Genomic DNA, 24,532 nt, shown 5'->3' with positions numbered 1-24,532 from the left:
GACGTCTCGATCTGAGCGACTAGCACACACGGTTCACCTGCTCTCGAATGATCGGTAGGCAACGGCACGACCGCTGCCACATTCTTGCTATCGCCTCGAAACAAGCGCAGCTAGGAATGCGTCGGAATATGTTCCGGATAAGGCTCCTCAATGAGCTGCCATTCCGCTTCCGGCCCAGAAATGTGAGGAATTGCGATAACGTTTCGGGCGATCCCGTGATGACCAATCCCACTATAAGCGCGATTATCGCGAAGACTTGGAGCAGCACGATGCCAACGAGCCTGGACCGGAACGGCTCCTTGCGAGTCTTGTGCCGGATCGTTTGCTGAGCGATCACAGTCCCGATGCTACCCCCGATGAAGGCGAGGTACAGAAGCGTCGACTCGGGAATGCGTTGCGCCCTGTTCTCGGCCCTAGCCTTGTCGAACACCATGGCGGCGTATGCCAGCAAGTTTACCGATACAACGTAGCCGACGACCCCGATTGCCAACTGCCCCCGCATGCCCTGCTCCAACTTCGGGCCAGTATAACCGAAGCCCGTTCAGCCAACGCAAATGACAGCAGGTCCATCCCAAAAGGGTCGTTTGAAGCCTCATTCGATGGTGACCGAAGGTCGGCTTTCGCCGATCGGGACCCAAAAGCCAACCGTCCGTTCTCGGCCCCAAACCAGCCACGTTCGTCACGGGTTAATCGACCCTTCTTGTGGACGACGAGACACCGCGGAGGGAATACTAGTCCTCCTCCTGGTCCTTAGGTTCGCCAGACCATACGAGAGAATACGAAGGAAATGTGTGGCCAATTGACTTCCTGTGGAAAACGATGACCCTCCGGGCCTGCAACATTGGTCGCCCAGTTTCGGTGTTTTCGACGGGGTTCAGTGTGATTTTCGGAGATTGGAGGTTCGTCTCGTCGTTTGGCGAACCGTCGCTGTTGGCTTCCAAACTAGACCCTCGCGAGGATGTATGGACAGCAGGCTTGCCTCGCGTCCCCCGATTGAGACCACCCGCGAGTTTTTGCTCTCGAGTTCATCCAGATAATCGGCCCACCATTGCATCATCCTGACGCGCTCTTCCCAGTGCTCTGCCCGGGCATAGGCGCGCCGAACGTCGTTGTTCTCAATGTGGGCCAGCTGCCGCTGTACGGCGTCCGGGTGCCACTTGCCGCATTCGTTTAGCAGAGTTGATGCCGTTGCTCGAAAGCCGTGCGCGGTAGCTTCTTCTTTGCCATAGCCCATACGGCGAAGGGCGGCGTTAAGCGTGTTGTCGGAAATCGGACGCGAACCCGATCGAACACTAGGAAACAACAGCGATCCACCACCAGAGATTTCTCTAAGTGAGGTCAGGACGCTGACGGCCTGCGTGGAAAGAGGTACGCGGTGCGGCCGTCGCATCTTCATGCGTCCTTCAGGGATGCTCCACACCGAGCTTTCGAAATCGAACTCGTCCCATCCGGCCGCGCGCAGCTCGCCGGGGCGGGGAAATAGCAGGGCCATCAGCTTCAGAGCGGCTCGGGTTGTAGGCTGTCCGTCAAATGCATTAATCGCCCTCAGCAAGCCTCCCAAGGCCTTAGGATCGGTAACCGCGGCACGGGGCGTGACCGTCGGACCGACGAGTGCGCCCCTCAGGGCGATCGTCGGATCTACATCGGCGCGTGCGGTTGCGATTGCATATCGAAACACGCTGCCGATGGTGGAGCGCATTCGCCTGGCCGACTCGTATCGACCACGAACCTCCACGCTGCGGAGAGCGGCAAGAATTGTGGCCGGATCGATCTCCCGAACGCTTTTGTCCCCAAACGTTGGATAGGCAAAGTCGAGCAGCCATTTGACCTTGGTGATGGTCCGGTCGGCACGTCCCTCCTTCTTCAGCTTGTCGACATAGTCCTCCGCGATTGAGCGAAAGGTGTCCTCCGCCGAAGCCTTTTGCGACTTACGCTCCTGTGCGGGGTCGATGCCACGTAGGAGGAGACGTTTGGCGGTATCGCGCGCCTCGCGTGCCTCAGCGAGGGAGATGAGGGGATAGCTGCCCAACGCCAGAAGCTTCTGCTTGCCGCCAAAACGATAGGCGAGGCGCCATAGGCGAGATCCGGTAGGCTGCACCCAAAGCTGGAGCCCGCCACCGTCAGACAATTTCACGAGCTTGGAAGCGGGTCGGGCATTACGGCATTTTACGTCGGAAAGAGCCATTTTCGGGACCTCCATTTGGCTGCATCGATACCATCAGGATCTCCAATACCAGCGAAAATACCAGCCCCCCGCCTCGTTGGACCAACTGCGCCGAAATTCCACGAAACCCGACCATCCGCGCTTTGGTCAGCGAAATCAGTAAGTATTTCAGCTAGTTGCCGAGACAGGAGAGTAGAAGCTTCGGCGAAAGGGACTGTCGGGAGAAGAGGGGATGGTGCCCAGAGGCGGATTCGAACCACCGACACGCGGATTTTCAGTCAAACGTTGAGCAGCCAATATCAGGCACTTGCGGCGGAAATCCCGTCAAACCCGCTTTCGGAGATCAAGCACTTAGCCCTGGTTTGTCAAACTCGGATCACTTCAGTCTGCTGGTCTCGAAGGCTCAGATTGCCGATGTCGCAGGAAGGCTGTTTGGGGCCAAGGCCGCCCGACGCCTCTGGTACGATCTTGGCCTTCCCGCCGTCGACGGGAAAAACCCCCGGACCCCCTCTCATCAGAGCCTTCTGCCGCACGTGGCAGCGTTTATTGAGGCGCGCCTGGTCGCGGATAGCCGTATCAACATAGCCGCTCGGCAACTTTATCGAGCCTATTGCAATTGGGCCGTCGAGACAGGAGCGCCGGAGATGACGCTGACCCGGTTCGGTTTGCTCATGCAGCAGACCTCCATTCGACGTGTGCCCGGCCGCGTCGTGACTTACGAAGCGAGGTTCAAATGAGCAAAACCCCGTACCCCCGCTTTGGCGTCACACATTCCCGAAAAGTAGCGCTTTTGTTGTTTTCATTGTGTTTTTTGCCGCGACACTTGCGGGGGTTTGCGACACTTAGCGACACTTCTTCCAGCGAGATTAGGCAAACGATTTCAAATAGTTGCGATACCTCGCGATACTTCTTGGCGTCCCTATACGCGAGACAAACAAAAGATCAGCGGACGATTTTACTGCTATAGGCGAGAAAAAGTGCCGCAAGTATCGAACCCATTGATATTCCACAATAAAGTATCGCTAAAAGTATCGCTAAAGTGTCGCTAAGTGGTGCAGAGGGAAATAATGGATAAGGATCATCACCGATTTGAGAGGTCAGTGGCCGGCCGGGTGATTGGCACGAGGAGGTTGAGACAGAGCCTTTATTTGGAGGAGCCTGACTTCGCCAAGGATCCGGCCCGGATCATCCGATTGCGTCTAGCCCTACAGGCTGAGGCGGTCCGTCTGTTGGTGACCGAGCGCGGCTGGAGTGTAGATGATCTAGCTTCCTGCCTTGGCTTTCGCGCCAAGAAGGTCCGCGAGTTGATGAGATATTTTCCGCCAGCCGTTCGCGAGGCAATGAAGCGTCGCGCCCCTGGCGCGCTGAATGACGGGGTCGCTACTACCGACCCCGTTGCCCCGCTGACCCCACCCCCCGGTGTAGGGACCGTATCAGCGTCTCCGACCCATACGGGCCCGGGGGAGCCCGGGATTTTTCTAGTAGGCGACGCTGCAAGCGGTACACGCACAAACGCGTGTGCACACGTGCTGCACACATCATGCAACCTGAAGGAGAATGCGAAATGACTGAGAAGACCGTCACCCTGTCCCGCCGCTATGAAGCGCATGGCACTGTTTTCGAAACGGTGAAGGTGCGCGAGCCGCGGTTCAACGATTTGCTGCAGCTGGGCGAGCCCTACGAGATGCAGCGCGCTGCCGGCAACAACGTCGTCATCGAGAACGTCGACACGGTCGCCGCCTATGTCCGGCGTTGCATCGTGGAGCCAGGCGTCGACTTGCTTGGCGAGCTCGGCATCAAAGACGCCAGGGCGGTTCGGGTCGCTGTGCTCGATTTTTTTACGTCTGGCGAGCCAGCAACCGCCTCGCAGCCTTCGAAGTCGGAAGCCGCGCCGACGAGCTGATCTTCCGGTTCGGCATGCGGGCGGCCGATGTCGCCTGCATGCCGATGTCGGAGGTCCTCGCCTGGTTCGCTCGCGCCGTCGAATACTACAACCATAGGAGCCAAAAATGAGCAACCGTACGATCGAAGCCGTGATGCGGCTCTCCGCCAAGCTGGGCCCGATGGGAGCGTTTGACAAGATGGGCGCCAAGCTCAACCAGGTCGAGCGCAAAGCGCTCGCCTTCAACAAGGCGCAAACCCTGATCAGCCGCACGATGTCGGCCATGCCCGTCAGCCGCTTTCTTGGCCCGGCGGTGGCCGGCTACGCTGTCACGCAATCGATCAAGGAGTTTGCCTCGGTCGAGCGACAGCTGACGCGAATCGGCCTCACCCTAGGCGCGTCCCGCGAAGAAATGCAGGGCCTGTATCAGGACGTGAACCACTTCGCCAAAGCCTATGCCTTGCAGTCCGACCAGGTGATGGAGACGGTCGGCGCCTACGCGGCCGCCGGCGCCAGCCTGACGGATATCCGCAATCATCTGGACTTGCTTACCAAGTCGCAGCAGGCGCTCGGCGCGTCGGGCGAGGATGTCGTGAACAGTTGGAACACGGCGAGGCTGTCGCTCGGCTTGACGACGAAGGACGCCGAGAAGTTCTTCTCGATCATCGCCGCCGGCAGCTCGGCCGGCAAATTCGAGGCGCCGGACATGGCGCGCTTCCTTCCCTCGCTGCTGCCGTCGGCGGCCAAGCAGGGGTTCCAGGGGAACGAGGGCGCACTGCGGATGGTCGCATTGCTCGAGACTATGGCGAACTATACCGGCACCGTGGGTGAGGCCGCCACGTCAGTCGGCGATTTCCTCGAAAAGCTTTCCAGCCCGGACGTCGAGAAGCGGCTCGAAAAAATCAGCGGAGGCTTTCTGAAACGCATGTCAGCCGCGCGCGAAAATGGCGAGGACATGCTCAAGGTGATGCACGATATTTTGATGGAGGCCACCGGCGGCAAGGCGGATCGGCTGGGCCAGATTTTTGGCGACAAGGAAGCCCGCCAGGCCGCAACGGTGATCCTCACCAAATATGACGAGATCCTTGCCGCCCAAAAGGAGATCGCGGCGAATGCGCCTGGTGTGATCGATCGCAACAATGCACAGCTGCTGAAGAACACGCAGGCCGGTCTTGACCAGATCAAACAGACGATGAGCGAGCTGCAGATTCAAGCCGGGGAGTTATCGGCTTCGCTGGGCATCATCGACGGCCTGAAATATGTCGTCGACTCGATCGGATACATGAACGCGGTCAATGCCGGTCTCGAAAAAAGCGGCGTGCACGGGTTCGCCGCGCGCACCGCCTGGGGCATCATACACGGCGACGAAGACAAGCAGCAGATGGCCCGGATCGGCGGCTATCGAACTGAGGAAGAGCGCCGCTCGGCCGCTGCCTACAAGCAATACGGCGATTCGCGGCGCGCCGGCTTGCCACGCGAGACGACTTTCGGCGCGGGCGTAGACGCCAATGGGGTACCGATACCCGTGCCGTTGGGAGGTCCTCTCGGTCCTGTGGTGCACAGCAAGCCAGGCCACGGCGGCCGAGGATCTTCCTATCGGCCGGAAAGCGCCTGGTCGCGCCCGCCTGGTGCGGACGGTGGTTCGTCTCCGGCTGGCGACTGGTTTGCTCCCGTCGGCGCGGAGCTCGAGGACAAGATCGCCAGCGGCGGCCAGCAGGCCGGCAATGCATTTGCAAAGATGATCGCCGGTATGGGCGCGCAGCTCGCGGCCGAGTTCAACGCCAACGTTCGGCCGGTACCGATTGCGCAGCCGAACAGCAGATGGCAGCTGAACGACGTCAGAGCTAATACCGGCAAGAGCAATGCCGGCAGGGGCGATGCGAGAGACTTCTAAAAGGGAGCCGCGCAAATGGCGATCGACGGCGAATTCCTGTCGCAGAGGTTTCGGCGGATCGGTGAGGAACACACGGAGTTGGTCACGATCGCTTGCGCCATGGCCGAGATCGAGGACCGGGAGGAGCGGCTGTTCCGCCGGCTGATGATCGCCGAAGCCAGCAATCGCATCGCGGATCTTTGGCAGGAGGTCGCTGCGCACCTGGCGGACGGGGGCGCGGGGGTCGATGCGTAAGAGGATATCGCTTGTCGGCCCGCCTCGGCCTTCACCGTCGGCGCCAGCGCCCTTGCTGCCGGCGTTGAGCCTCGCCACGGCGCAAGCCGCATCGAGGCCGGTGCCAAGCGGCGACTGGCTGACGAATACGATGCCGCACAGAAGAATGGCGACGTGCAGCAACACGGTGGTCAAGGGAAGAGGGATGTTCCGCAACAGAACATCCCTTCCGCCGATGAGGTCGGTCTCGCTACGCGCCGGGCAACCGCGCGCGGCCACGTCATGGGCGCCTGGCATCGCGAGAAAGGCGAATGGTGCACGATGTGCGATCGGTGCGGGGAAAGTCTCGCCCTGGCGACCGGCGCGCTCAGCGCGGCCGGCGTGGCGGCGGTGAAGGCTCAGGGCGGCATTGCCGGCGAGATGGAAGGCGGCGTGGTGTACGTGCTTGGCGGCGCGCTGGAGCCCTGTCTTGTCGATGTCTAAAGGCGATACTTTGCGGGCGTGGCTCAGAATCTTATGGGGGGCGGGGGGTAAGCCTCTCCCCACCAAGGCTTGAGCGAAATGGGTGCGCCGGTCGACCAGGGTTTGATCGAAGCGGCCGATAGGCTTCGCCGTCTCGCCGACTTCATTGCGGCCGACAGGCCGGTCGACCGGGGCGAGGCGCTCTGGTTGATGCTCATGCTTCGCGACATCGTCGAATCGGACGATGACCGGCAGCCAGACCCGCGTCTTATTCGCAGAACGGCGCTGAGGCGCATCTGGCAAAACTTCTACCCAAACACGCCGCGCACGACGGCGGCGCGCCTCATGGCGGTCGAATGGCGTAGTGCCGCTGCCAGGGACGATGCGCCGGCCGGAACCATCGCGGACTATTTCCAGCGGCTCAGCCGCTCTAACATCCGGCCTGTTTCCGAGCGCCAGATCATGGACGATCTCGACTACGATCTGTGAACTGCATTTTTCTGCATTTCGGATGCGCCGCGCGGCCAAAGCGCCGATGCTTTAGCCCATCTTTCAAAATCAAAAACGGCAGTCGTCAGATGCAAAAATTCTCAATCGACCCGGAGAGGCTGGCCACGATCACCGCAGCGGCCGACGGCGCGCACGCGGTGCTCATGAATGCCAGCGAAGCAGAGCGAGAAGCTCGGCAAAAGCTCTTCGCGCTCAAGCAGCGTGTCGCGCGGTATGCTCACCAGAAAGGGTTTGCTGAGGAGCACCAGCCCGAGATCGAAAAGCTCGAGGCCGAGATCGGGCGCCTGAAAGACAAAAAGGACCAACTGTCAGAGAGTTGGCACCACCTGAAACAGGTCTCTTCGCGTTGCGAAGAGTATGCAGCTCCGCGGCGTGGGTCATCATTCTTCCTGCCGGGCGAGCCCGGTCATTCGTTTCCGGCGAGCGGACCCGGTTCGAGCCCGCAGGCGGCAGCGGCGCCCGGCGACGCCAACGGGGGTAACCGTCAATGAAAGGCATCTTCAAAACCGCTCTGGCGACGCTCGACCGCACGGTCCGCGCCGCTCGCTCCGACCTGGACGCACTTCGCGACAGGATCACCGACCTGCAATCCAAGCGTCACAATGTTGAGTTCACGCCCAACGATCGCGCCACGATGGAGCGGGAAATCGACAAGGAGATCGCCGCAGCTCTGGATCGCAGGCCGTTGCATTTTCCGGCGCTCGTGCGCGGGGAATTTATGCTCTATCGGGGCAGTTTGAGCGCCGATCTGAAGCACGCCTTAGTCGAGGATCCTTTCGGCGTGCTAGCTGCTTTCGACGCCGGCCGGCTGAAGGCGGGGATTCTGGCGACCTTGCCGAGCGATGGCATCTCGCCCGAGGCTCGCTCGGCACAGCTGGCGAAAATCGACGCCGATATCCTGTCGACGGAAATTGCCGAGGAAGTCGCCTGTCGTGAGCTGGAGCGCGGGCTCGGCGCCAGCGTGTCACGCCGCGAAGACGCCAACCCCGCCATTCTGCTGGCCCCCGACAAAGAGCTCGGAATGGAGCCGGCGGACGCCTGAACTTCAAAAAGAGGAGCGTGACGACCAATGGCAAATAGCATGTTAGCGGCAATTCGTGAGGCGATACTTGCACCGACCGATGACGGCTCGGTTGAGGCGAGCTACTTTGGATGTCCTCCAAATGGATCGACCGAGAGCCCGGCAAGCGTCGACGAGGCTTACGCTTCAGCCTTCAAGGTCGGGCGCAAAGCGGTGAATGATCGTGTCGCGGCGGTTTTTAATTCTCCCGGCATCAAGGGCGATGGCGCCCGTATGGCGGCTGCGTTCGATTTGGCAATGAGCAATCCGGACATGGCGACAGCTGACGTCGCGTCCTTTGTGGCCGGTCACCTGGGCGGCACGGTGGTGAACGCCGAAGCCTATGAGGCGATGCGTCTGTCAGCCGGTGGGATCAACGTTGCCGGCCTCGCACGCCCGTCGGCAGCTCGCGGGGAAGCCTCCTCTTGGAAGAGCTTCACAGAGGCTCGGAATGCCAAGTTCGAGGTGGAAAACCCCTCCTTGACAAGGGCACCTGCCGAAGATGGCAGCGCGGACGGGTCTACGGTTCGCGCGGCGTTGAAGCGTTGAAAGAAGAGCGCGGACCGGCGACGTAAAGGAAAAAGCCGACCGGCGAAGGGCGCGGCCTTTTCGCTTTTGGTCCTGCAGCAATCTATGCTGCATCCTCGATATTGAACTCGACCAGGTGCCTCGCGCCTTGCTGAGTCAAGTCCGCCTCTTTCTCATCGCCTCGAATATCGGACCACGGCGACCCAGGCGGATGGCCTCGGCCTCGCCTTCGGCTTCGGCTCGGTCGAGGTCTACGCCCGCCTGAAATATTGGGGAGACGGGTGAAGGGAAACGTGCGCCCAGCGAAATCGCCAGGCGCACGTGTTTCTTTTTTTTGTCTTAGGGCATGTTGACCTGGTCGATGGGCGACCAGACCGGCCAGTTGGTGCCGACCGCTATCAGATCGATGCCATGCCTACAGTCTGCCTTGCGGACATAACCCTCGCTGGATACAGCAATCGGTTCGCGGTTGGTGGCGTGAAACGTCCAACGCCACTCACCACGCGCATCCTTGTAGAGCCAAAACGATGGAAACGGACGGTCCGCCATTTATGCGGCCCTCCCAGGTTCCGCAGCGTCGACGCGGCTGCCACGGTGTTTGTGCTCTTTCAACACCTCATTGATTCGGCCAGGGTTTACATTGAACCTTGCCGCTATCCGATGCTGGAACCACCCTTGACTATGAAGTCGCCACACTTCGATGGCATCTTCGTAGGTGAGGGATTTAGTTTGAAGTTGCATTTCGGTCATACCATTGGGCCTTTCCAGGCTTTGGATTTGACCCAAGGCTTGACCAACGGCGCCGTACCGGACAGTGTGTCCACGCTTGACAAGAGCCGCCTCCTGCGCCTTGGGAAAGATTTGCAGGAAGTGATTTTCGGGGAGGGCCGTCGCTGGGGTGCAAAACCGCGACGGCTTCCTTTCGATCACCATCAACTATCGATCATGATGACGCCGACTTCCCAGTCAAGCACCCGACAGTGTGCTGCACAGGCGATTTTGTTCGCCTTTTGGTCCCAATCTGCCAAAAGGTGACGCGATTTCATGCAATTAGCGAGTTATCCACAGGCCGCTGCATTCTGTGTAGAACTTTCTTGACATTGTTTTTTCAGGGGAAAATAGGCATCCAGAAGTGCCGAAAGCAGCCCCGACAGTATCGTTCTGATTCGGGTAAACGTTTTAGCGACCTAGATGCGGCGCGCTTGTTCAATGTGACCTATGGCGTCGAAGTCTCGACAGGCACCGGCGGCGTGGGCAACGGTTCCCCTAACACTGGCTGGATGACGGCAGGCGCTGCCAACGGCCTCCAGCCTCGGCCTCGCCTTCGCTTCGGCTCGGCCGAGATCTTCGCCCGCCTTAAAGTATTGGGCAGACGGGTGAAGGGCGAAGGTGGGTTCTCGGCCGGTTTCGGTCGCATGCTCGCGCTATAAACCTACGGCCAGAGCGATCACGGGAGCAAGCAGCGCCTGAAGAATTTGGGCCCACGGGAATCTTCCCATGGCGCCATCGGCCAGCGCGACATGGCCCTCTTCGCGCCAAAGGTCGAGCCAGCAGCCGAATGCTATTGAATGATCTTCCCGTAGCCTTCCGGAATTTTCATCGGTGGCGTATCGGATTGCTTTAGCGACTTATCAAAGCGCTCCGCCTGCTTTCGTTCGACTGATTTGACCAACAGCTCCGATTGAAGATCAACCAAGCTGACGTCGCCTTTGATCACAGAAAAAATGCGAACAAAGACGTACGTAAGCAGGAAGCCTACGACGGCGGACACTCCTGGCTCCACGTAGGGGAGGACTTTCGGAGGAATGAAAGCGGCAGACGTCAAAGCCGCGCCTAGTGCTTTCGCGAAAACCAGCGAACCCATGGCCAAAAAGACAACGCCGATCAGTGCGCGAAGAGCGCGGATCGACTGCTTTATCGCCGCCGCAATAAGCCGGACTTCGCCAAGTTCAAACTGATCAGGATTGCTGAACGGCAGGCCCCGAGCCAACCGAACAAGAACGCCTGCCGCGATAACCGACAATGCAGTCAGAAGCGAAGGTTTAGCCGCTTCCCAAAAAGCCACAGATCCAAGCTCCGCCGCAGCTATTGCGCCGGCAAGGGGAAGGACGATATGGCTCCAACGTATGTTCATTTGCTTAAATATGGGGGCTAACTGACAATCTTTCCATCATGCAAAAAACGCCGATGGACTTCGAGCATCTGTGAAAGCGCGTGTTCAAGATCAAGGAGACCGCTGGTATCAGACATCTTTCGCACCGTCATGTCAGCAGAGAGACGCGCGTCATCACCTTTGATTTCACCATCGCGCCCGCGAACCCTCAACTCGCCATCCGGCGCGTTTCGCAAACCTGCTGCTAGATTGCCCATAAACTCCTTACCGAATTTCCTCTTGGTCGCACGATATCCGATGTTGACTGTAACTTCCAACGCTGCATCGGGGGGCATGGACTCTATCAACTTTTCCGCCTCCACCGGCCCCAGAAGATCATCGATAATCTTCCTGGCCTTCCCCCAGCCGGCCGCAATTTTCTCGCCCAGGCTCTCGTGGGTTTCGACATCGACAACCTGCGGCGTTGCGATTGCCGGCAAGGCGGGACGCACGGTTTCGGGCACAAGACCGCCAATCTCAACCGACTTCACGTCGCCGAGGTCACCACCGACTTGGTCGCGATCAAACTCGGCCTGCAATTCCACGTACTGGGCTGCCGAGATGACACCCGCCTGGTCGCGGAGTAGCCAGGTAAGGTATTCCTCCATGGACTTGGCTTGCAACGTGACGTGCTGGATTTGATAGAAATGGTCGCCAACCGCCAACCAGTACGCGATGCCGTGGAGATATTCGTGCCCGTCCGGCGCCTTTGATTCCGCGATGGCCCAGGCCTTCATCACCTCGTCGAGGGTAGGATGAGCGGGGTCTGCTGATAGCTGAAGCAAGGCTTGCATTTCGCCCGGAGAGAAGAGGCAAATGTCACCGAAGACATATTCATCTGTTTCGTGAAAGTCGTTCAGGAAGCGCTGATATCCCTCCGCTTTAGGCACATCGGCGATGCGGTGTTTGACACTCTCGGCAATCCGGGAGTTGCCTTTCTTGGTATTGAGCGCCTGCCGGATCTTTGCGCTTAAAGTCTCCGTTGGAAACTGCGAATTATCACGCCGAAGCTTCCTATAGTGAATTTTGCATCTTTTGGCAGTCATCCTTTAACCCCCCATGATTCGTCACCGACCCCCAGATGATCACAAAAGTGTAATCTCCGCGAGGGCACCACCCGGCGTAGTGGCGCGTTGCAATACTTTACAATTCTGGCGGACGGAACCGGGGAGAGGGGCCTATTGCGGCAAGTTGGTCATTGCGCTTTTCCTCAATCTCACACCCGGGCCTTCGCCATTCTCGTCGATGAACACGATCCCGGCGGCTTCTAACGCCTCTCGAATGTCATCTACTGTCCTGGGATATGGAACGCGTTTGCCGGTCTCAAACGTGGCGATCGTCGCAGTTGCAACATGTGCCGCTTCGGCCAGTTGATCCTGAGACCAGGCGATCAGCGCTCGTGCTGCCCTGCATTGAGCGGGAGAGATTGTCAATTTCATATAGCCTTAAATGAAAACGATTGACTTTAGATTTCCTTCAGAGTTATAGGAAAAATGTAACTTAGACGCAAGGGGAAGAAACTCTAATGCCGAACGCACTTGTTCGGGCAGCCGCCGAAGGTTTGCCCGCCGAAAACAATCCCCAGCTTTCCGGGCCGCTCGACTCGCTTCGACGTCTGTTCCGCGCCTCGAATCGACGCGCGGGCGATAGAGCCCGTTCCCAACGAACGAGAGGATCTTGCAATGAACGTACACGTTTCCCGCCGCTCAATCGTCGCCGCTACCGCTATTGCTGCGGGAATGTCGACCGCTCTTGCCAAGACTGCGCTTGGCACGCCTGGCACGTCGATCAAGGAGCATCCCGACGCCGATCTATTCTGGCTCGATCAAGAAATGGCGGAAGCCGAGGCCCAGATGAATCGCGCTAACAAGGCCTGCGAGCGGGTCGGCAGGAGGGCCGATAAGCTGTTTCCGGCGGAGCTGCCGGCATGGAAGGAACCGAGCATGCCGAATCATATAAGCGAAATGATGGGCGGCATGCTGGTGCGCGATCTAGCGTATCCGGAGAAACAGCCGGCACCTTTGCGTGATTGGCATAGGGCGTGTGGTGAGCAGCGGGCCGCGTATAGGGCTTTGCAGGAGGCGCACCAAGACAAAGTCGATGAGATATACCGCGAGGCCGGCATCGATGCCGCAGAAGAGGCTTACAGAGAGCGCACCGACGAGTTTTTCAAGGTCGTCGAACGAATTTTGGCAACGCCGGCCAGCACATTGCAGGGAATAGTAGTCAAGCTCGGGGCGGCAGACAGACTGGATTTCAACAACTTTTCCGCCAAAAATGATGCCTTAATCTCGATCGCCGCCGATATCCGGCGCCTGGCAGGTGAGGCAGTGTGATGGGCAAAGCCGCCAGACGCCACCCCGATGCCAAACTCCTCCAGCTGGAGCAAGAGTTCAACGCCGCGAGCGATCGATGGAACGCGGCCACGGACCGGACGGCGAAGTTTGAGGAGGAGCTTGAAGAGCGTCTCAGATCCCTCAGATCGCGTCTCAAGTCGCGCATCGCAAAGGCGGAAAAGAAGGAGGAGAAAAGGGCCGCAGCCTTCGCGCGCGCCTTCGACAAGGTCATGAAGACCCAGGCCAAAACCGTTGAGGGTCTGGCTGCGAAAGTCAGGGTGCGGGAGCGCGATTTTTGTGACGATGAGCAGCTCGAGATTGCCATTTCTCAAAAGCCTCGTCGACGACATCAAGGCGATGGCCGACCTTTAGCCTTACAACGGGCGCGGGCGGGACCAGGCAAGGCGAACGGTACGGCGCAGAAGTGCCCGATCACTCGCTAGAGTCTAGCGGTTTGTCGGACCTGTTTTTGCGCAGCTCATCGAACTTTATCTTTATGACCGAGAGCATCGACAGCATGTCGCGTCGGACCAGGTCATCAGCATCTTTTTTGTACATGTCGATGAGAAAGTCGACTTGTTCGAAAATTTCTTCAAGCGAAGGCGCCGCAGGAAATTCGCGGTCCAGAACCTCTATGATCTCGGCATTCATCGAACGCTTGTTTCGGTGAGCTTCGATGGCAATGCGCTCTCGCATGCCGTCTGGCATGCGCAACACGAATTTGTCGACGAGATCGGAAGGGGAGATTTTTGGTGCCATTTTTCGAGCATATTTCGTCTGGTGGCGCTCCGCTAGTAAAAAAACATGGCCTGATTGTTGACAGTGATAGCGCTCCGCTATGATAGTTGCGGCTTGGAATGATTTGCCCACAGGAGGCCTCAGCCATGGCACAGCAGAAACAGCCCTCGGATTTGCTGGAGAAGTTCGTTGTTCGCATGCCCGACGGCATGCGAAACCGTATCGCGGAAGTCGCGCGCGAGAACATGCGAACAATGAACGGTCAGATCAATTTCATGCTGCAGAAGGCGCTCGACGCTCGAGGCGACGAACATGACAATCGCAACACTTAATCTGCGCGTTGCACCGCGCCGAATGCTTTCAGAGCGTGAGGCGGCGGCATATTGCGGTATTCCCGCCAAGCGCCTTGCCATTGCCGTGCCGCCTGTCGTGATGCCGCACGGCGCCAAGCTCTACGACATGCACGACTGCGACGCATGGCTCGATGGACTGAAGGGCGGCGACGTCGCCGCCGATGACGACATCATCGGCAAGCTCGGCTGATGGCTATCGTGCGCGCCAAGGGCTTCGCAATCTGGCAGGACCGCAAGCCGCCTTATAAGTGGCGCTGCCGGCACCGCAAGACCGGTGCCATGATCGACCTGGCCAAGTTTCCGCTCGGCAGCATTGCGTTCTTTGCCGAGTGCGCGCGGATCGTGGAATTGTCCGGCAAGGTCGACGAGCCGAAACCTGGCACACTAGGCCAACTGATCGCGCGCTATCGCGCCAGCGTGTTTTTCACCGACCTGGCTGCACGCACGCGCGCCGACTATCAGCGCTGCTTTGACTATTTGCAGCCGATCGCCGGAACGATGCTTGATCGCTTCAACCCGCCTCTCGTGGTGAAGATCCGCGACAAGGCTGCGGCCAAGCATGGCCGCCGGTTTGGCAATTATGTCAAGACCGTGCTGGCACTCACATTCGCTTGGGGCGTCGAGCGCGGCTATCTAAAAATCAATCCGGCGATGAAGATCAAGGGCATCCGCCGGCCGCGCGGTATGGCCGACGCGAATCGGCCGTGGTCGGACAGCGAGCGCGATGCCGTTGCCGCCGCACTGCCGGCGCATATGCGCGTGCCGATCGCCCTGATGATGTATTGCGGCCTCGATCCGCAGGACGCGCTTAAGATCCCACCCACGGCTGTTTCTGACGGCATGATCGACGCCAGGCGGGGAAAGACCGGCGTTCCGATGTGGTTTCGCCTGCCAGCGCCCGTCGTGGCCGAGTTGGCGGTAGCGCCGAAGCATGACGCCATCACGCTTTGCGCCAACAGCTACGGCAAACCCTGGACGCCTTCAGGCTTCCGCGCGTCCTGGCGACCGATCCGGCAGGAGCTCGAGCGCTCTGGCGCCGTGCAGCCGGGGCTGACGTTGAAAGGTCTCCGCCATACCGTCGCGACCATCCTCGCTGAAATGGGATACGACGAGCGCACGATCGCCGACATGCTCGGCCAGAAGACAATCGAGATGGCGCGGCATTACTCTAAGCGCGCCAACAAGAGCCGGAAAATGTCAGCCGTGGTCACTGATTTCGACGCTGAGGTGGTCAGGCGCAAGGGGAGGGCGAAGTGAGAGACAACATCATCCATTTTCCTGCGGCCGATGACGGAGTTGTGGAGGACGCGCTCGTTGGAAATTCTCGCATCGGAACGCTGCAGACCGCCGATGTTGTGCTGGCTTTGAGAACAGGAAAAGGGGCAATCGCCCGCTCCGCCTATAAGTTCTATCGCGAAGAGCGGGCCCGGCTTCGATCTATCAATTTCGACGAAGCAACGGCGCGGGATTGCGCCGTCGTGGCCACGTTGCGCCACATTTTCCCATGAGCGCCCGGAACGTGAAAAGAACAAAAAATGTCAAACCCGCCTGACAAAAACGTCAAACCGATCGAAGCCGACGCTGCGGCAATCGCCGAAAAGGTAAGTGAAAACAACAAGGTAGAATGGTGCCCAGAGGCGGATTCGAACCACCGACACGCGGATTTTCAGTCCGCTGCTCTACCAACTGAGCTATCTGGGCCTGTTCCGGCACACGGGCAGTTCTGCACGCCGGATTTCTTGAAAGCGCCACAGGCGCCCCTTGAAAGCGCGTGGGTTATAGCACGGGAATCCCGCCTGTCCAGCGCTTAAGCGTTGATTTCAAGCGGCAAACGAGCAGTTGCTCGACAGGTCGATTCATCGGACCCGATCGAAGTCACCAAGCCGTGCCGAACAGCTTCATTTTGGAGGGTCGTTGTCCGTTTCGTCCTCGTCGTCGCGGCCCGGAATGACATAGGCGCCCTTGAGCCAGCGGTTGAGGTCGATGTCCTTGCAGCGCGTCGAGCAGAACGGGTAGGTCTCGCGCGCCGACGGCTTGCCGCATTCGGGGCAGGGCCGCTTGGGCCGCAGCGGCGTGACCTTGTCGTCCGAACCCGAGTTCATGGCCGAACTGACTGCCAATTGGCATGCACCTTGAAGCCCTCGCCGGCCAGCAGCGCCACCGTCTCGTAGAGCGGCAGACCGACGACGTTGGTGTAGGAGCCGACAAGCTTGACGACGAAGGCGCCGGCGAGACCCTGGACGGCATAGCCGCCGGCCTTGCCGCGCCATTCTCCCGAGGCCACATAGGCGTCGATCTCGGCGCGCGGCAGCCGCTTGAAACGCACCCTGGTCTCGACCAGCCGCTGGCGCAGCTTGCCGCTCGGCGTGATCAGGCTGATGCCGGAATAGACCCGGTGCGAACGGCCGGACAGCAGTCCGAGGCAATTGACGACGTCGTCGAACGTTTCGGCCTTGGGCAGGATGCGCCGGCCGACGGCGACCACCGTGTCGGCGGCCAGCACGAAGCTCGGCGCATAATCCTCTTCGGTCTGCAGCGAGGCCAGCGCCTTCTCGGCTTTTTCCTTCGACAGGCGCTTGGCCAGCGAGCGCGGATGCTCGGCGCGCAGCGGCGTTTCGTCGACACCGGCCGGCAGCACGCGGTCCGGCTCGATGCCGGCCTGCTGCAGCAGCTCGATTCGGCGCGGCGAACCCGAGGCAAGCACGAGCTTCTGCAAAATGCTCATCGCGGTCCCGGCCGAGCTCTGACGATCTTACTTGAAACGGTAGGTGATGCGGCCCTTGGTCAGGTCGTAGGGTGTCATCTCGACAAGGACCTTGTCGCCGGTCAGCACGCGGATACGGTTCTTGCGCATGCGGCCGGCGGTGTGGGCGATGATTTCGTGTTCGTTTTCAAGCTTCACCCTGAACATCGCATTGGGCAACAATTCCGTGACGACACCCGGAAACTCGAGGACTTCTTCCTTCGGCATTCGATACCTTTGCTTGGATGGATTCCCAGCGCCCGGCCGGAATTTGGGCGGAACCTATATGATAATCGTGCGCTTGTGAACATGCTTAAATCAGCCCGGTTTTTCTGCTTCCGGCGCCAGAAAACGGCTGGATAGCCGCGCCTTCAGCCGTTCGCGCACTTCGCGATAGGCGGCCATGATCTGCTCGCGCGTGCCGCCGACGCCGGTCGGGTCCGGCATCGGCCAATATTCGACGTCGACGGCGAGCGAGCGGGTAAGCTCGAGCGCGGTGTGATGGGCTTCCGGCGACAGCGTGATGATCAGGTCGAAATAGTCGTCCTCGAGATCGTCCAGCGTCCTCGGGTGCCGGTCGCCGAGCGAAAGCCCGTCCTCGGCCAGCACGGCGTCGACGAACGGGTCACGTTCGCCGCCGCGCACCCCGGCAGACGCGACGAAGGTGGTGGCCGGAAGCACTTGGCGCGCCAGCAGTTCGGCCATCGGCGAGCGCACGGCGTTCATGCCGCAGACGAACAGGATCGAGCGGGGCAGGATCGAGCGGGGCAGAGGGACTGACAGTTCAGCCTCGCCAGTGCAGCACGCAGACCAGCGTGAACAGCCGGCGCGCCGTGTCGAAATCGATGTCGATCTTGCCGGCCAGCCGGTCCATCAGCGTCTGCGAGCCCTCATTGTGCAGGCCGCGCCGGCCCATGTCGATCGCCTCGATCTGGCTGGGCGTCGAGGTGCGGATGGCGTCGTAATAGCTTTCGCAGATCATGTAATAGTCCTTGACAATGCGCCTGAGCGGCGTCAGCGACAGGATGTGGGTGACGACCGCCGCGCCGTCCTCGCGCGTCACCGCGAAGACCAGGCGGGATTCGGCCAGCGACAGTTTTAGCCGGTAGGGCCCGGCGCCGTCGTCATTGACCGGCTGGAAGCTGTTTTCCTCGATCAGGTCGAAGATCGCCACCGCGCGCTCATGCTCGACATCGGGTGTCGAACGGCCGATCGATTCGTCGAGTTCGACATCGATCAGCCTGGCACGGGTTCGATCGTAGTCCGCCATGTCAGCTACGTATTCAGCCGGATGGCGACGGAGCGTCCATGCCCGTCGAGGCCTTCCGCTGTGGCCAGCGCGATGGCCGCCGGCGCCAGCGCCCGCAATTGCTCCGGCCCGAGCTTCAGGATCGAGGTGCGCTTGACGAAATCGAGCACCGAAAGCCCGGACGAGAAGCGCGCCGATCGCGCCGTCGGCAGCACATGGTTGGAGCCGCCGACATAGTCGCCGATGGCTTCCGGTGTGTGGCGGCCGAGAAAGACGGCGCCGGCATTGCGCATCCGCGCCAGGAAGGCTTCCGGCTCGTCGATGGCAAGCTCGACATGTTCGGCCGCGATGCGGTCGACCAGCGGCAGCGCCGCCTCGATTCGGGGGACATGGATGACGGCGCCGAAGTCGCGCCAGCTCGCCGCCGCCGTCCCGGCCCGCGACAGGTTTTGCAACTGGCGTTCGACCGCCTGTTCAACCGCCGCGCCGAAGTCAGGATCGTCGGTGATCAGGATCGACTGCGCCGACACGTCATGCTCGGCCTGGGCAAGCAGGTCGGCGGCGACCCAGTCCGGATCGTTATTGCCGTCGGCCACGACAAGCACTTCTGAAGGCCCTGCGATCATGTCGATGCCGACCGTGCCGAACACCTGGCGCTTGGCCGCCGCAACATAGGCATTGCCGGGGCCGACGATCTTGGCGACCGGCTTTATCGTTTCGGTGCCGTAGGCAAGTGCTGCGATCGCCTGCGCGCCGCCGACGCGGTAGATCTCGGATATGCCGGTCAGGTCCGCCGCCACCAGCACCAGCGGATTGATGACGCCGCCGGGCGCCGGCACCGCCATGACGATGCGCTCGACGCCGGCGACCTTGGCCGGTACGGCGCTCATTAGCACCGAGCTTGGGTAACTCGCCGTACCGCCGGGTACGTAGAGCCCGACCGCCTCGATCGCCGTCCAGCGCGAGCCGAGCTCGACGCCGGCAGCGTCGGTATAACGGTCGTCGTTCGGCCGCTGCCGCTCGTGATGCGAACGGATCCGGTCACGGGCGAATTTGAGCGCCTCCACCGTCTGCGGGTCGGCCGCATCGTATGCCTTGGCGATGTCGTCTTGCGAGACGGCAATGCCGAGGCCTTTCAGATCGGCCTGTTCGAATTTCTGCGTGTAATCGATGAGCGCCGCGTCGCCCTCGGCGCGCACCCGCGCGATGATCGCGCGCACCACGGCGTCGACGTCCTCCGAGACCTCGCGCTTGGTCAAAAGGAACGCGGCAAACCGCTGCTCGAAATCGGCATCGGACAGACGAAGCGTGATGGCCATCTTGTGTGCTCAGGCTCTGTGGAAGGGGCGCGACGTCGCTTCCCAGGCGCCGCCGATGTCAGCCAGCCGCGCCTCGATGCACTCGACATCGAGCATGATCGCGCCGCCGCCTGAAAAGATCAGCTCGACAATGCCGGCCGGCTTGTCGAGCGCGACGAAGCTGATCGCCAGCAGCGACAGCACCTCGTTCGGCTTGTCGCGGGCAATGCCGCTGGTCTTGGCGCCCAGCACCCGGTCGAAATGCAGCACGCTTTGCCGCCGCTCATTGTGCTGGCGCAAGAAACCCGATTTCGCCTCCCAGACGAAGCGGTTCATCGTCATCACGAAGCGCTTGACCGCTGGAATGTATTCGAGGTCGCCGACCTTGAGCACGGCGTCCTGGACATGGGCCGAGACGATGCTCAGGTCCTGATCGTCGAGCGCGACAAGCTTGAGAAGGTTCATGCGGAGTTCGCACCTGAAAGTGACGGTTCAACCTTCTGTTAGGCGGTCTTGGCGATCCGTGCAACCGCGCCAATCGCTTCAGCTTTGCGCTGCCCCTCATCACCCTGCCGGGCACTTCTCCCCGTATAGTGACGGGGAGAAGGACGCCTTGGCGAAGGATTTCGCCAACATCGGGCGTTGCAGAAAATGGCGCCAAGGTCGCGGCCAGCCCCTTCTCCCCGTTTTCGGGGAGAAGATGCCGGCAGGCAGATGAGGGGCGGCGCCGGCCTCAGGCTCGTTGCCGCTACCCCGAAATCCGCTCGATCACCGCGCCGCAGCCGGACAGCTTTTCTTCCAGCCGCTCAAAACCGCGGTCGAGATGATAGACCCGGTTGACCGTGGTCTCGCCCTCGGCCGCCAGGCCGGCGATGACCAGCGACACCGAAGCGCGAAGGTCGGTCGCCATCACCGGCGCGCCCTTCAGCTTCGGCACGCCGTCGACGATCGCCGTCTGGCCGGACAATGTTATGTGGGCGCCGAGCCGGGCGAGTTCCTGGACGTGCATGAAGCGGTTTTCGAAGATCGTCTCGGTGATGCGCGACTTGCCCTTGGCCATCGTCATCAGCCCCATGAACTGCGCCTGCAAATCGGTCGGGAACGCCGGGAAGGGCGCTGTCGTCACGTCGACCGGCGCGATGCCGGCGCCGTTGCGCCTGACGCGGATGCCGGAATTGGTCTGCGTGATCTCGGCGCCGGTTTGGGAAATCACGTCGAGCGCGGTCTGCAGCAGGTCGGCCCGCGCGCCTTCGAGCACGACGTCGCCGCCGGTCATGGCGACGGCCATCGCATAGGTGCCGGTCTCGATGCGGTCCGGTATCACTCGGACCCGGGCGCCCGACAGCGCCTCGACGCCGTCGATGGTGATGGTATCTGTGCCGGCGCCAAAAATCCTGGCGCCCATGGCGTTGAGGCATTCGGCGAGGTTGACGATCTCCGGCTCGCGGGCGGCGTTTTCGAGCACCGTCTCGCCCTTGGCCAGCGATGCGGCCATCATCAGCACATGGGTGGCGCCGACCGACACTTTCGGAAAGACGTAGCGATTGCCGACAAGACGGCCGTTTCTGGCCTTGGCGATGACATAGCCGGTGTCGACGTCGATATCGGCGCCCAGCACCTGGAGGCCTTCGAGGAAAAGATCGACCGGCCGCGTGCCGATGGCGCAGCCGCCGGGCAGCGACACCTTGGCCTCGCCCATGCGGGCAAGCAGCGGGCCGATCACCCAGAACGAGGCGCGCATCTTCGACACCAGCTCGTAGGGTGCGGTGGTGTCGACGATGTTACGGGCGGAGAAAGTGACGGTGCGCGAATAGCCCTCCTGCTGCTTTTCGCGGCGGCCGTTGACCGAATAGTCCACGCCATGATTGCCGAGGATGCGGATCAGCTGCTCGACATCGGCCAGATGCGGCACGTTTTCCAGGGTCAGCGTGTCGTCGGTGAGCAGCGAAGCGATCATCAGCGGCAGCGCGGCGTTCTTCGCGCCCGAGATCGTGATGCTTCCGGCAAGCTTGTTGCCGCCGACAATTCTGATGCGATCCATTTAAAGAACGTCCCCTCGGCCAAAGGCCGGTTTAATCGGTTGAGTCTGTTGTGGCCAGCCGGCCCGTCTAGACCATTGGCCGGCTTGGTTCAAGAAACAGGATTTCTAGGCCTGTTAATATAGGTCAATTATAGGTCAATCCTTTTGCGTTTCCCCTAAACCGCCAAGCCCGTCCGGCCGCCTGTCATTCTCGCCAGCGCGCCGCTTGTCGGCGTCGCCAGCGCGCCGCGAGCGCGACTGCGCCTTGCGCTTTTGCAGATTGGCGCGCAATTGCTCGGCAAGCCGGGCCTCGCGGTCCTTTTTCGACGGCCCGCCCTTGTCGCCATCCTTGTCGGGTGCAGTTGTCTTGTCGTTCATGGTTCCGTCCGGCTGGGGCGACGCGCGTCCGCTTGCAAAGTACGCTCCGGCACTTTTATCGACGCAGCCTGCTTTTCGAGAATCGATTGCGGTTTTCGGCCGATGTGCCGGCCCGCTGTTCAGGGATAGCCAACATTGTGGCACTGCCATGTCCGGAAAAGTCGTGGGAGCGGGCTTTCACGGATGGCTTGCAGATGGCTTGCACTTGGCCTTGCGCTTGCCGGTTCGATATGGCAGAAGCCCCGCCATCAGCGGCTGCGGTAGCTCAGTGGTAGAGCACTCCCTTGGTAAGGGAGAGGTCGAGAGTTCAATCCTCTCTCGCAGCACCATCTCATCCCGTTGAAAAACGCTCAAACCCTTGAGACGCAAGGCTCCTTGTCCATTCTGTTGTTACAAATCACGTAACAAAACGGAAGGACCTGATGGCGGGGCGAGTTCGAGATCTCCTCAATCGCGACGGTCGCTACTTTGCTCGGCTGGTGATCCCGAGGGATCTTCGGCCTTTTGTGGATCGCAAGACCGAGCTGCGAAGGCGCTTGGACCTGATTATCGAACAGCACTAAAGGCCATTCCCGGCGCAGTCGCTGCCCTCCAGCATAAATAGCACTCGGTGAGCGACGTGCAGCGGAGGCGGGCATGCGTTGTCCGAGAAACAAGAGATCTTTCAGTTTCCCGTATTCGAAGACGTGACAGCAAGCGGGATCAGCATCGATATCGAGATTGCCTCCGGAGGGCCAGCGACCGCCGCTCCTTCAGAGCGGGGCCGAGCTGTTGGTAGCCAAGCTCGACCGCCTCAGCCGCAGGGTGTCGTTCATCGCCACCGTCATGGACGACAAGAAGGTCAAGCTGCGGGTGGCCTCGATGCCGCACGCAGACAAGTTCCAGCTTCACATCTACGCGGCCCTAGCGGAGCAGGAGCGGAGTTCATCTCGAAGCGGACGTGGGCGGCGCTGGCAGCGGCCAAGGCAAGAGGGACGAAGCTCGGCGGTCTTCGACCTGGCACTTTGGTTCGGGCCGAGGCAATCAAGGCGAAGGCCGAAGCCGACGCCAAGAAGCTGATGGTGGTCATCGGGCCGTTCAAGGCAGAGGGCAGAAACTCAGCCAGATCGCGGCGACCTCCGACAGCATGGGCTAGCGACATCGCGGTGTGGGAAATGGACAGCCATGCAGGTGAAGCGGACGTTGGAGCGGGCTGGCTGATCGGCGAAAGCGTTGGTCACTCCGGCTGCCTGAAGGAACCATAGCTCCGCCAAACATGCGAGATCTTCGCCCCGTCGCTGCCCGCGCCGCCGGTCTGATCCGTCAAACCGTCTTAAGGATCGGGGCCGATCCCCCGCGGCTGAGAAGGCGTTGGCATCATGGCGGCTCGAGCGCCTATTCGCGATGCTCGGCCGCTCGTTTTGCCTTCAAATCGACACGGATGCTGAAGATACACTATGAATCTCATCCGTATGGCAGAGTCCCGACGATCTCAAGAAAGCGACACTCGACGCCAAAACTGAGGTGGGCAATCATGAGGCTGGCCGCGAAAGTAGTTGCAAAGGGGATCGCGCTGTTGCCGGATCCGGTGCGCTATCATGTCATAGATCGGGCTGGACTGCTCTTGGGACAGCGTGATGAACTGACTCCACCCTGCTGGATGTTCCACGATGCCGACCGGATGGACGGCTCTCGCAATCTGCGAGAGTTCATCGCCATCGGTGAGTCAATGATTTCTTGGCTGATCGAGCGAGGCCTTGAACCTACGGACCGGGTTCTCGATGTCGGCTCCGGCATCGGCCGCATGGCGTTGCCGCTGACCGGCTATCTGACAGGATCGGGGAGTTATGACGGAATAGAGATCGATCCATTCAAAGTGCGTTATTGTCGGCGGACTGTAGGGCGGCAACATCTCAACTTCCGATTTCATCATGCTGACGTCTACAATAAATACTATAACCCCCGAGGCCGCTTGGCCGCAGCTAAGTACCGCTTTCCCTTCGAGGACGAGTCGTTCGACTTCGTCTTCTTGGTTTCTGTGTTCACTCACATGCTTCCTGTCGACCTAGAGCACTACCTCTCCGAGATCACGCGCGTGATGGCGAAGGGAGCGACTTGCACAGCCAGCTTCTGGTTGACAGAGAAGAAGAAAGGCCCTCCGCTCCACGACTATTCGGAGTTCTGTGAGGTCTTCCGACTCGACGCACCTGAGCACGGGGTTCACTACATCGAGAGTTACATACGTGACCTGTACCGAGGAGTGGGCCTGGCCGTCAATGACATAGTCTACGGCTCTCGATCGAAACGCCAACAGGACACCGTGATCGCCAGCAAGCCCGGGTGATATGCCGTGTTCTTCATGGTATAACGAACCCACCTCGGCTTTACCACTCGCCTCGGTCACGGGGAACAAACGGCGAGGGGTCGATGTACCTTCAAATATCCCAGAAAAAATCCGCCCGCCTGATCGGACAACCGGTTACCGGCGGTTCCCCCTCCCGGTGTTTGCTGTCCACAATCATTTGAGCGACGACCGTTATCGACGGACCGTTGCCTTGGCTAATGACATGGGG

34 protein-coding genes and 2 tRNA genes are annotated in these 24,532 nt (G+C 60.5%); 18 read left to right on the top strand and 18 right to left on the bottom strand.

What is annotated here, in order from left to right; all coding sequences use genetic code 11:
* Positions 1-19: 19 nt before the first annotated feature.
* Together JG739_RS28595 and JG739_RS28590 are read right to left on the bottom strand one after the other, a co-directional pair.
* On the bottom strand, positions 20-433 hold the full coding sequence (locus JG739_RS28595; protein ID WP_244749994.1) for a DUF1294 domain-containing protein: 414 nt from the start codon (positions 431-433) through the stop codon (positions 20-22).
* A 441-nt stretch (positions 434-874) separates the two neighbouring features.
* Positions 875-2,185: a tyrosine-type recombinase/integrase gene (locus JG739_RS28590; RefSeq protein WP_202364435.1), complete on the bottom strand. Its 1,311-nt coding sequence runs from the start codon at positions 2,183-2,185 to the stop codon at positions 875-877.
* A 1,543-nt stretch (positions 2,186-3,728) separates the two neighbouring features.
* On the opposite strand from JG739_RS28590, the gene JG739_RS28585 reads away from it, so the two are divergent.
* The 8 genes from JG739_RS28585 (at position 3,729) to JG739_RS28550 (ending at position 8,734) form a co-directional block, all read left to right on the top strand.
* Positions 3,729-4,067 carry a hypothetical protein gene (locus tag JG739_RS28585; protein WP_202364434.1) on the top strand — a complete coding sequence of 113 codons (339 nt, stop codon included), beginning with the start codon at positions 3,729-3,731 and terminating at the stop codon, positions 4,065-4,067.
* A gap of 106 nt (positions 4,068-4,173) precedes the next feature.
* A complete protein-coding gene (locus tag JG739_RS28580) occupies positions 4,174-5,940 on the top strand; it encodes a phage tail tape measure protein (RefSeq protein WP_202364433.1) in 1,767 nt (588 codons plus the stop codon).
* 15 nt (positions 5,941-5,955) lie between these two features.
* Positions 5,956-6,174, top strand: a complete 219-nt coding sequence (locus tag JG739_RS28575; RefSeq protein WP_202364432.1) for a hypothetical protein — start codon at positions 5,956-5,958, stop codon at positions 6,172-6,174.
* A gap of 153 nt (positions 6,175-6,327) precedes the next feature.
* The gene (locus JG739_RS28570) at positions 6,328-6,636 is read left to right on the top strand and encodes a hypothetical protein (protein WP_202364431.1); all 309 of its coding nucleotides are present in this window, start codon (positions 6,328-6,330) and stop codon (positions 6,634-6,636) included.
* A gap of 78 nt (positions 6,637-6,714) precedes the next feature.
* Complete coding sequence (locus tag JG739_RS28565) at positions 6,715-7,104, top strand: hypothetical protein (RefSeq protein WP_202364430.1); 390 nt, start codon at positions 6,715-6,717, stop codon at positions 7,102-7,104.
* Between the two features lie 89 nt (positions 7,105-7,193).
* Entirely contained in the window at positions 7,194-7,616 is a 423-nt protein-coding gene (locus tag JG739_RS28560) for a hypothetical protein (RefSeq protein WP_202364429.1), read from the top strand.
* The gene (locus tag JG739_RS28555; protein WP_202364428.1) at positions 7,613-8,167 is read left to right on the top strand and encodes a hypothetical protein; all 555 of its coding nucleotides are present in this window, start codon (positions 7,613-7,615) and stop codon (positions 8,165-8,167) included. Before JG739_RS28560 ends, JG739_RS28555 begins: the two co-directional genes overlap by 4 nt.
* Positions 8,168-8,194: 27 nt before the next feature.
* Positions 8,195-8,734 carry a hypothetical protein gene (locus JG739_RS28550; RefSeq protein ID WP_202364427.1) on the top strand — a complete coding sequence of 180 codons (540 nt, stop codon included), beginning with the start codon at positions 8,195-8,197 and terminating at the stop codon, positions 8,732-8,734.
* A gap of 318 nt (positions 8,735-9,052) precedes the next feature.
* On the opposite strand, the gene JG739_RS28545 is transcribed toward JG739_RS28550, so the two are convergent.
* Together JG739_RS28545 and JG739_RS35605 are read right to left on the bottom strand one after the other, a co-directional pair.
* A complete protein-coding gene (locus JG739_RS28545) occupies positions 9,053-9,262 on the bottom strand; it encodes a YegP family protein (RefSeq protein WP_202364426.1) in 210 nt (69 codons plus the stop codon).
* Positions 9,263-9,649 (bottom strand): hypothetical protein, encoded by a 387-nt coding sequence (locus JG739_RS35605; protein WP_244749611.1) that lies wholly within the window; start codon positions 9,647-9,649, stop codon positions 9,263-9,265.
* A 158-nt stretch (positions 9,650-9,807) separates the two neighbouring features.
* Between JG739_RS35605 and JG739_RS28535 the strand changes: the two genes are divergently transcribed.
* A complete protein-coding gene (locus JG739_RS28535) occupies positions 9,808-10,143 on the top strand; it encodes a hypothetical protein (RefSeq protein ID WP_202364425.1) in 336 nt (111 codons plus the stop codon).
* A 131-nt stretch (positions 10,144-10,274) separates the two neighbouring features.
* Here JG739_RS28535 and JG739_RS28530 read toward each other — a convergent pair whose 3' ends face one another.
* The 3 genes from JG739_RS28530 to JG739_RS28520 all read right to left on the bottom strand — a co-directional run bounded on the left by JG739_RS28530 (position 10,275) and on the right by JG739_RS28520 (position 12,304).
* A complete protein-coding gene (locus JG739_RS28530) occupies positions 10,275-10,778 on the bottom strand; it encodes a hypothetical protein (protein ID WP_202364424.1) in 504 nt (167 codons plus the stop codon).
* Between the two features lie 86 nt (positions 10,779-10,864).
* Positions 10,865-11,911 (bottom strand): hypothetical protein, encoded by a 1,047-nt coding sequence (locus JG739_RS28525; RefSeq protein ID WP_202364423.1) that lies wholly within the window; start codon positions 11,909-11,911, stop codon positions 10,865-10,867.
* 132 nt (positions 11,912-12,043) lie between these two features.
* Positions 12,044-12,304 carry a helix-turn-helix domain-containing protein gene (locus tag JG739_RS28520; protein ID WP_244749610.1) on the bottom strand — a complete coding sequence of 87 codons (261 nt, stop codon included), beginning with the start codon at positions 12,302-12,304 and terminating at the stop codon, positions 12,044-12,046.
* Positions 12,305-12,547: 243 nt separating this feature from the next.
* On the opposite strand from JG739_RS28520, the gene JG739_RS28515 reads away from it, so the two are divergent.
* The gene (locus JG739_RS28515) at positions 12,548-13,201 is read left to right on the top strand and encodes a hypothetical protein (RefSeq protein ID WP_202364422.1); all 654 of its coding nucleotides are present in this window, start codon (positions 12,548-12,550) and stop codon (positions 13,199-13,201) included.
* Positions 13,201-13,644, top strand: coding sequence for a hypothetical protein (locus tag JG739_RS28510; protein ID WP_202364421.1), 444 nt, complete (start codon positions 13,201-13,203; stop codon positions 13,642-13,644). Before JG739_RS28515 ends, JG739_RS28510 begins: the two co-directional genes overlap by 1 nt.
* Here JG739_RS28510 and JG739_RS28505 read toward each other — a convergent pair.
* Positions 13,634-14,071: an Arc family DNA-binding protein gene (locus JG739_RS28505; protein WP_202364420.1), complete on the bottom strand. Its 438-nt coding sequence runs from the start codon at positions 14,069-14,071 to the stop codon at positions 13,634-13,636. The genes JG739_RS28510 and JG739_RS28505 overlap by 11 nt on opposite strands.
* A 14-nt stretch (positions 14,072-14,085) precedes the next feature.
* On the opposite strand from JG739_RS28505, the gene JG739_RS28500 reads away from it, so the two are divergent.
* From JG739_RS28500 to JG739_RS28485, 4 genes are read left to right on the top strand one after another with little or no spacing between them, the layout of a single operon-like run.
* Positions 14,086-14,271 carry an Arc family DNA-binding protein gene (locus tag JG739_RS28500; protein ID WP_202364419.1) on the top strand — a complete coding sequence of 62 codons (186 nt, stop codon included), beginning with the start codon at positions 14,086-14,088 and terminating at the stop codon, positions 14,269-14,271.
* A complete protein-coding gene (locus JG739_RS28495) occupies positions 14,252-14,482 on the top strand; it encodes a hypothetical protein (RefSeq protein WP_244749609.1) in 231 nt (76 codons plus the stop codon). Before JG739_RS28500 ends, JG739_RS28495 begins: the two co-directional genes overlap by 20 nt.
* Positions 14,482-15,549: a tyrosine-type recombinase/integrase gene (locus JG739_RS28490; protein ID WP_202364418.1), complete on the top strand. Its 1,068-nt coding sequence runs from the start codon at positions 14,482-14,484 to the stop codon at positions 15,547-15,549. Before JG739_RS28495 ends, JG739_RS28490 begins: the two co-directional genes overlap by 1 nt.
* Positions 15,546-15,800, top strand: a complete 255-nt coding sequence (locus JG739_RS28485) for a hypothetical protein (RefSeq protein WP_202364417.1) — start codon at positions 15,546-15,548, stop codon at positions 15,798-15,800. The genes JG739_RS28490 and JG739_RS28485 overlap by 4 nt, the downstream gene beginning before the upstream one ends.
* A gap of 117 nt (positions 15,801-15,917) precedes the next feature.
* Here JG739_RS28485 and JG739_RS28480 read toward each other — a convergent pair.
* The 10 genes from JG739_RS28480 to JG739_RS28435 all read right to left on the bottom strand — a co-directional run bounded on the left by JG739_RS28480 (position 15,918) and on the right by JG739_RS28435 (position 21,980).
* Positions 15,918-15,993 (bottom strand) — tRNA-Phe (locus JG739_RS28480).
* Between the two features lie 197 nt (positions 15,994-16,190).
* Positions 16,191-16,394 (bottom strand): DNA gyrase inhibitor YacG, encoded by a 204-nt coding sequence (yacG, locus tag JG739_RS28475; RefSeq protein WP_202367687.1) that lies wholly within the window; start codon positions 16,392-16,394, stop codon positions 16,191-16,193.
* Positions 16,391-17,017, bottom strand: coding sequence for a Maf-like protein (locus JG739_RS28470; protein ID WP_202364416.1), 627 nt, complete (start codon positions 17,015-17,017; stop codon positions 16,391-16,393). The genes yacG and JG739_RS28470 overlap by 4 nt, the downstream gene beginning before the upstream one ends.
* Positions 17,018-17,044: 27 nt before the next feature.
* Positions 17,045-17,263, bottom strand: a complete 219-nt coding sequence (infA, locus tag JG739_RS28465) for a translation initiation factor IF-1 (protein WP_006200926.1) — start codon at positions 17,261-17,263, stop codon at positions 17,045-17,047.
* Positions 17,264-17,353: 90 nt separating this feature from the next.
* Positions 17,354-17,761: an arsenate-mycothiol transferase ArsC gene (locus tag JG739_RS28460; protein WP_244749608.1), complete on the bottom strand. Its 408-nt coding sequence runs from the start codon at positions 17,759-17,761 to the stop codon at positions 17,354-17,356.
* A gap of 58 nt (positions 17,762-17,819) precedes the next feature.
* Complete coding sequence (locus JG739_RS28455) at positions 17,820-18,305, bottom strand: UPF0262 family protein (protein WP_027155503.1); 486 nt, start codon at positions 18,303-18,305, stop codon at positions 17,820-17,822.
* A gap of 5 nt (positions 18,306-18,310) precedes the next feature.
* Positions 18,311-19,603, bottom strand: a complete 1,293-nt coding sequence (hisD, locus tag JG739_RS28450; protein ID WP_202364415.1) for a histidinol dehydrogenase — start codon at positions 19,601-19,603, stop codon at positions 18,311-18,313.
* Between the two features lie 9 nt (positions 19,604-19,612).
* Complete coding sequence (locus tag JG739_RS28445; protein ID WP_202364414.1) at positions 19,613-20,047, bottom strand: DUF2948 family protein; 435 nt, start codon at positions 20,045-20,047, stop codon at positions 19,613-19,615.
* Positions 20,048-20,330: 283 nt separating this feature from the next.
* The gene (murA, locus tag JG739_RS28440) at positions 20,331-21,623 is read right to left on the bottom strand and encodes a UDP-N-acetylglucosamine 1-carboxyvinyltransferase (protein WP_202364413.1); all 1,293 of its coding nucleotides are present in this window, start codon (positions 21,621-21,623) and stop codon (positions 20,331-20,333) included.
* Between the two features lie 135 nt (positions 21,624-21,758).
* Positions 21,759-21,980 (bottom strand): hypothetical protein, encoded by a 222-nt coding sequence (locus JG739_RS28435; RefSeq protein WP_202364412.1) that lies wholly within the window; start codon positions 21,978-21,980, stop codon positions 21,759-21,761.
* A 254-nt stretch (positions 21,981-22,234) separates the two neighbouring features.
* Here JG739_RS28435 and JG739_RS28430 point away from each other — a divergent pair.
* From JG739_RS28430 to JG739_RS28420, 3 genes are all read left to right on the top strand, one after another.
* Positions 22,235-22,309 (top strand) — tRNA-Thr (locus JG739_RS28430).
* A gap of 475 nt (positions 22,310-22,784) precedes the next feature.
* On the top strand, positions 22,785-23,039 hold the full coding sequence (locus JG739_RS36260) for a hypothetical protein (RefSeq protein WP_342216468.1): 255 nt from the start codon (positions 22,785-22,787) through the stop codon (positions 23,037-23,039).
* A 454-nt stretch (positions 23,040-23,493) separates the two neighbouring features.
* On the top strand, positions 23,494-24,303 hold the full coding sequence (locus JG739_RS28420; protein ID WP_202364410.1) for a class I SAM-dependent methyltransferase: 810 nt from the start codon (positions 23,494-23,496) through the stop codon (positions 24,301-24,303).
* Positions 24,304-24,532: the final 229 nt, after the last annotated feature.

It is taken from the genome of Mesorhizobium sp. L-2-11, assembly GCF_016756595.1.
Classification (GTDB): Bacteria; Pseudomonadota; Alphaproteobacteria; order Rhizobiales; family Rhizobiaceae; genus Mesorhizobium.
Note: the sequence above shows the minus strand (reverse complement) of the source record. Positions and strands in the feature narration are given on the sequence as shown.

Coding starts and splice junctions, on each gene's coding strand:
- JG739_RS28595 (WP_244749994.1), bottom strand. CDS start 433: ATGGTGTTCGACAAGGCTAGGGCCGAGAACAGGGCGCAACGCATTCCC.
- JG739_RS28590 (WP_202364435.1), bottom strand. CDS start 2,185: ATGGCTCTTTCCGACGTAAAATGCCGTAATGCCCGACCCGCTTCCAAG.
- JG739_RS28585 (WP_202364434.1), top strand. CDS start 3,729: ATGACTGAGAAGACCGTCACCCTGTCCCGCCGCTATGAAGCGCATGGC.
- JG739_RS28580 (WP_202364433.1), top strand. CDS start 4,174: ATGAGCAACCGTACGATCGAAGCCGTGATGCGGCTCTCCGCCAAGCTG.
- JG739_RS28575 (WP_202364432.1), top strand. CDS start 5,956: ATGGCGATCGACGGCGAATTCCTGTCGCAGAGGTTTCGGCGGATCGGT.
- JG739_RS28565 (WP_202364430.1), top strand. CDS start 6,715: ATGGGTGCGCCGGTCGACCAGGGTTTGATCGAAGCGGCCGATAGGCTT.
- JG739_RS28560 (WP_202364429.1), top strand. CDS start 7,194: ATGCAAAAATTCTCAATCGACCCGGAGAGGCTGGCCACGATCACCGCA.
- JG739_RS28555 (WP_202364428.1), top strand. CDS start 7,613: ATGAAAGGCATCTTCAAAACCGCTCTGGCGACGCTCGACCGCACGGTC.
- JG739_RS28550 (WP_202364427.1), top strand. CDS start 8,195: ATGGCAAATAGCATGTTAGCGGCAATTCGTGAGGCGATACTTGCACCG.
- JG739_RS28545 (WP_202364426.1), bottom strand. CDS start 9,262: ATGGCGGACCGTCCGTTTCCATCGTTTTGGCTCTACAAGGATGCGCGT.
- JG739_RS28525 (WP_202364423.1), bottom strand. CDS start 11,911: ATGACTGCCAAAAGATGCAAAATTCACTATAGGAAGCTTCGGCGTGAT.
- JG739_RS28520 (WP_244749610.1), bottom strand. CDS start 12,304: ATGAAATTGACAATCTCTCCCGCTCAATGCAGGGCAGCACGAGCGCTG.
- JG739_RS28515 (WP_202364422.1), top strand. CDS start 12,548: ATGAACGTACACGTTTCCCGCCGCTCAATCGTCGCCGCTACCGCTATT.
- JG739_RS28510 (WP_202364421.1), top strand. CDS start 13,201: ATGGGCAAAGCCGCCAGACGCCACCCCGATGCCAAACTCCTCCAGCTG.
- JG739_RS28500 (WP_202364419.1), top strand. CDS start 14,086: ATGGCACAGCAGAAACAGCCCTCGGATTTGCTGGAGAAGTTCGTTGTT.
- JG739_RS28495 (WP_244749609.1), top strand. CDS start 14,252: ATGACAATCGCAACACTTAATCTGCGCGTTGCACCGCGCCGAATGCTT.
- JG739_RS28490 (WP_202364418.1), top strand. CDS start 14,482: ATGGCTATCGTGCGCGCCAAGGGCTTCGCAATCTGGCAGGACCGCAAG.
- yacG (WP_202367687.1), bottom strand. CDS start 16,394: ATGAACTCGGGTTCGGACGACAAGGTCACGCCGCTGCGGCCCAAGCGG.
- JG739_RS28470 (WP_202364416.1), bottom strand. CDS start 17,017: ATGAGCATTTTGCAGAAGCTCGTGCTTGCCTCGGGTTCGCCGCGCCGA.
- infA (WP_006200926.1), bottom strand. CDS start 17,263: ATGCCGAAGGAAGAAGTCCTCGAGTTTCCGGGTGTCGTCACGGAATTG.
- JG739_RS28460 (WP_244749608.1), bottom strand. CDS start 17,761: ATGAACGCCGTGCGCTCGCCGATGGCCGAACTGCTGGCGCGCCAAGTG.
- JG739_RS28455 (WP_027155503.1), bottom strand. CDS start 18,305: ATGGCGGACTACGATCGAACCCGTGCCAGGCTGATCGATGTCGAACTC.
- hisD (WP_202364415.1), bottom strand. CDS start 19,603: ATGGCCATCACGCTTCGTCTGTCCGATGCCGATTTCGAGCAGCGGTTT.
- JG739_RS28445 (WP_202364414.1), bottom strand. CDS start 20,047: ATGAACCTTCTCAAGCTTGTCGCGCTCGACGATCAGGACCTGAGCATC.
- murA (WP_202364413.1), bottom strand. CDS start 21,623: ATGGATCGCATCAGAATTGTCGGCGGCAACAAGCTTGCCGGAAGCATC.
- JG739_RS28435 (WP_202364412.1), bottom strand. CDS start 21,980: ATGAACGACAAGACAACTGCACCCGACAAGGATGGCGACAAGGGCGGG.
- JG739_RS28420 (WP_202364410.1), top strand. CDS start 23,494: ATGAGGCTGGCCGCGAAAGTAGTTGCAAAGGGGATCGCGCTGTTGCCG.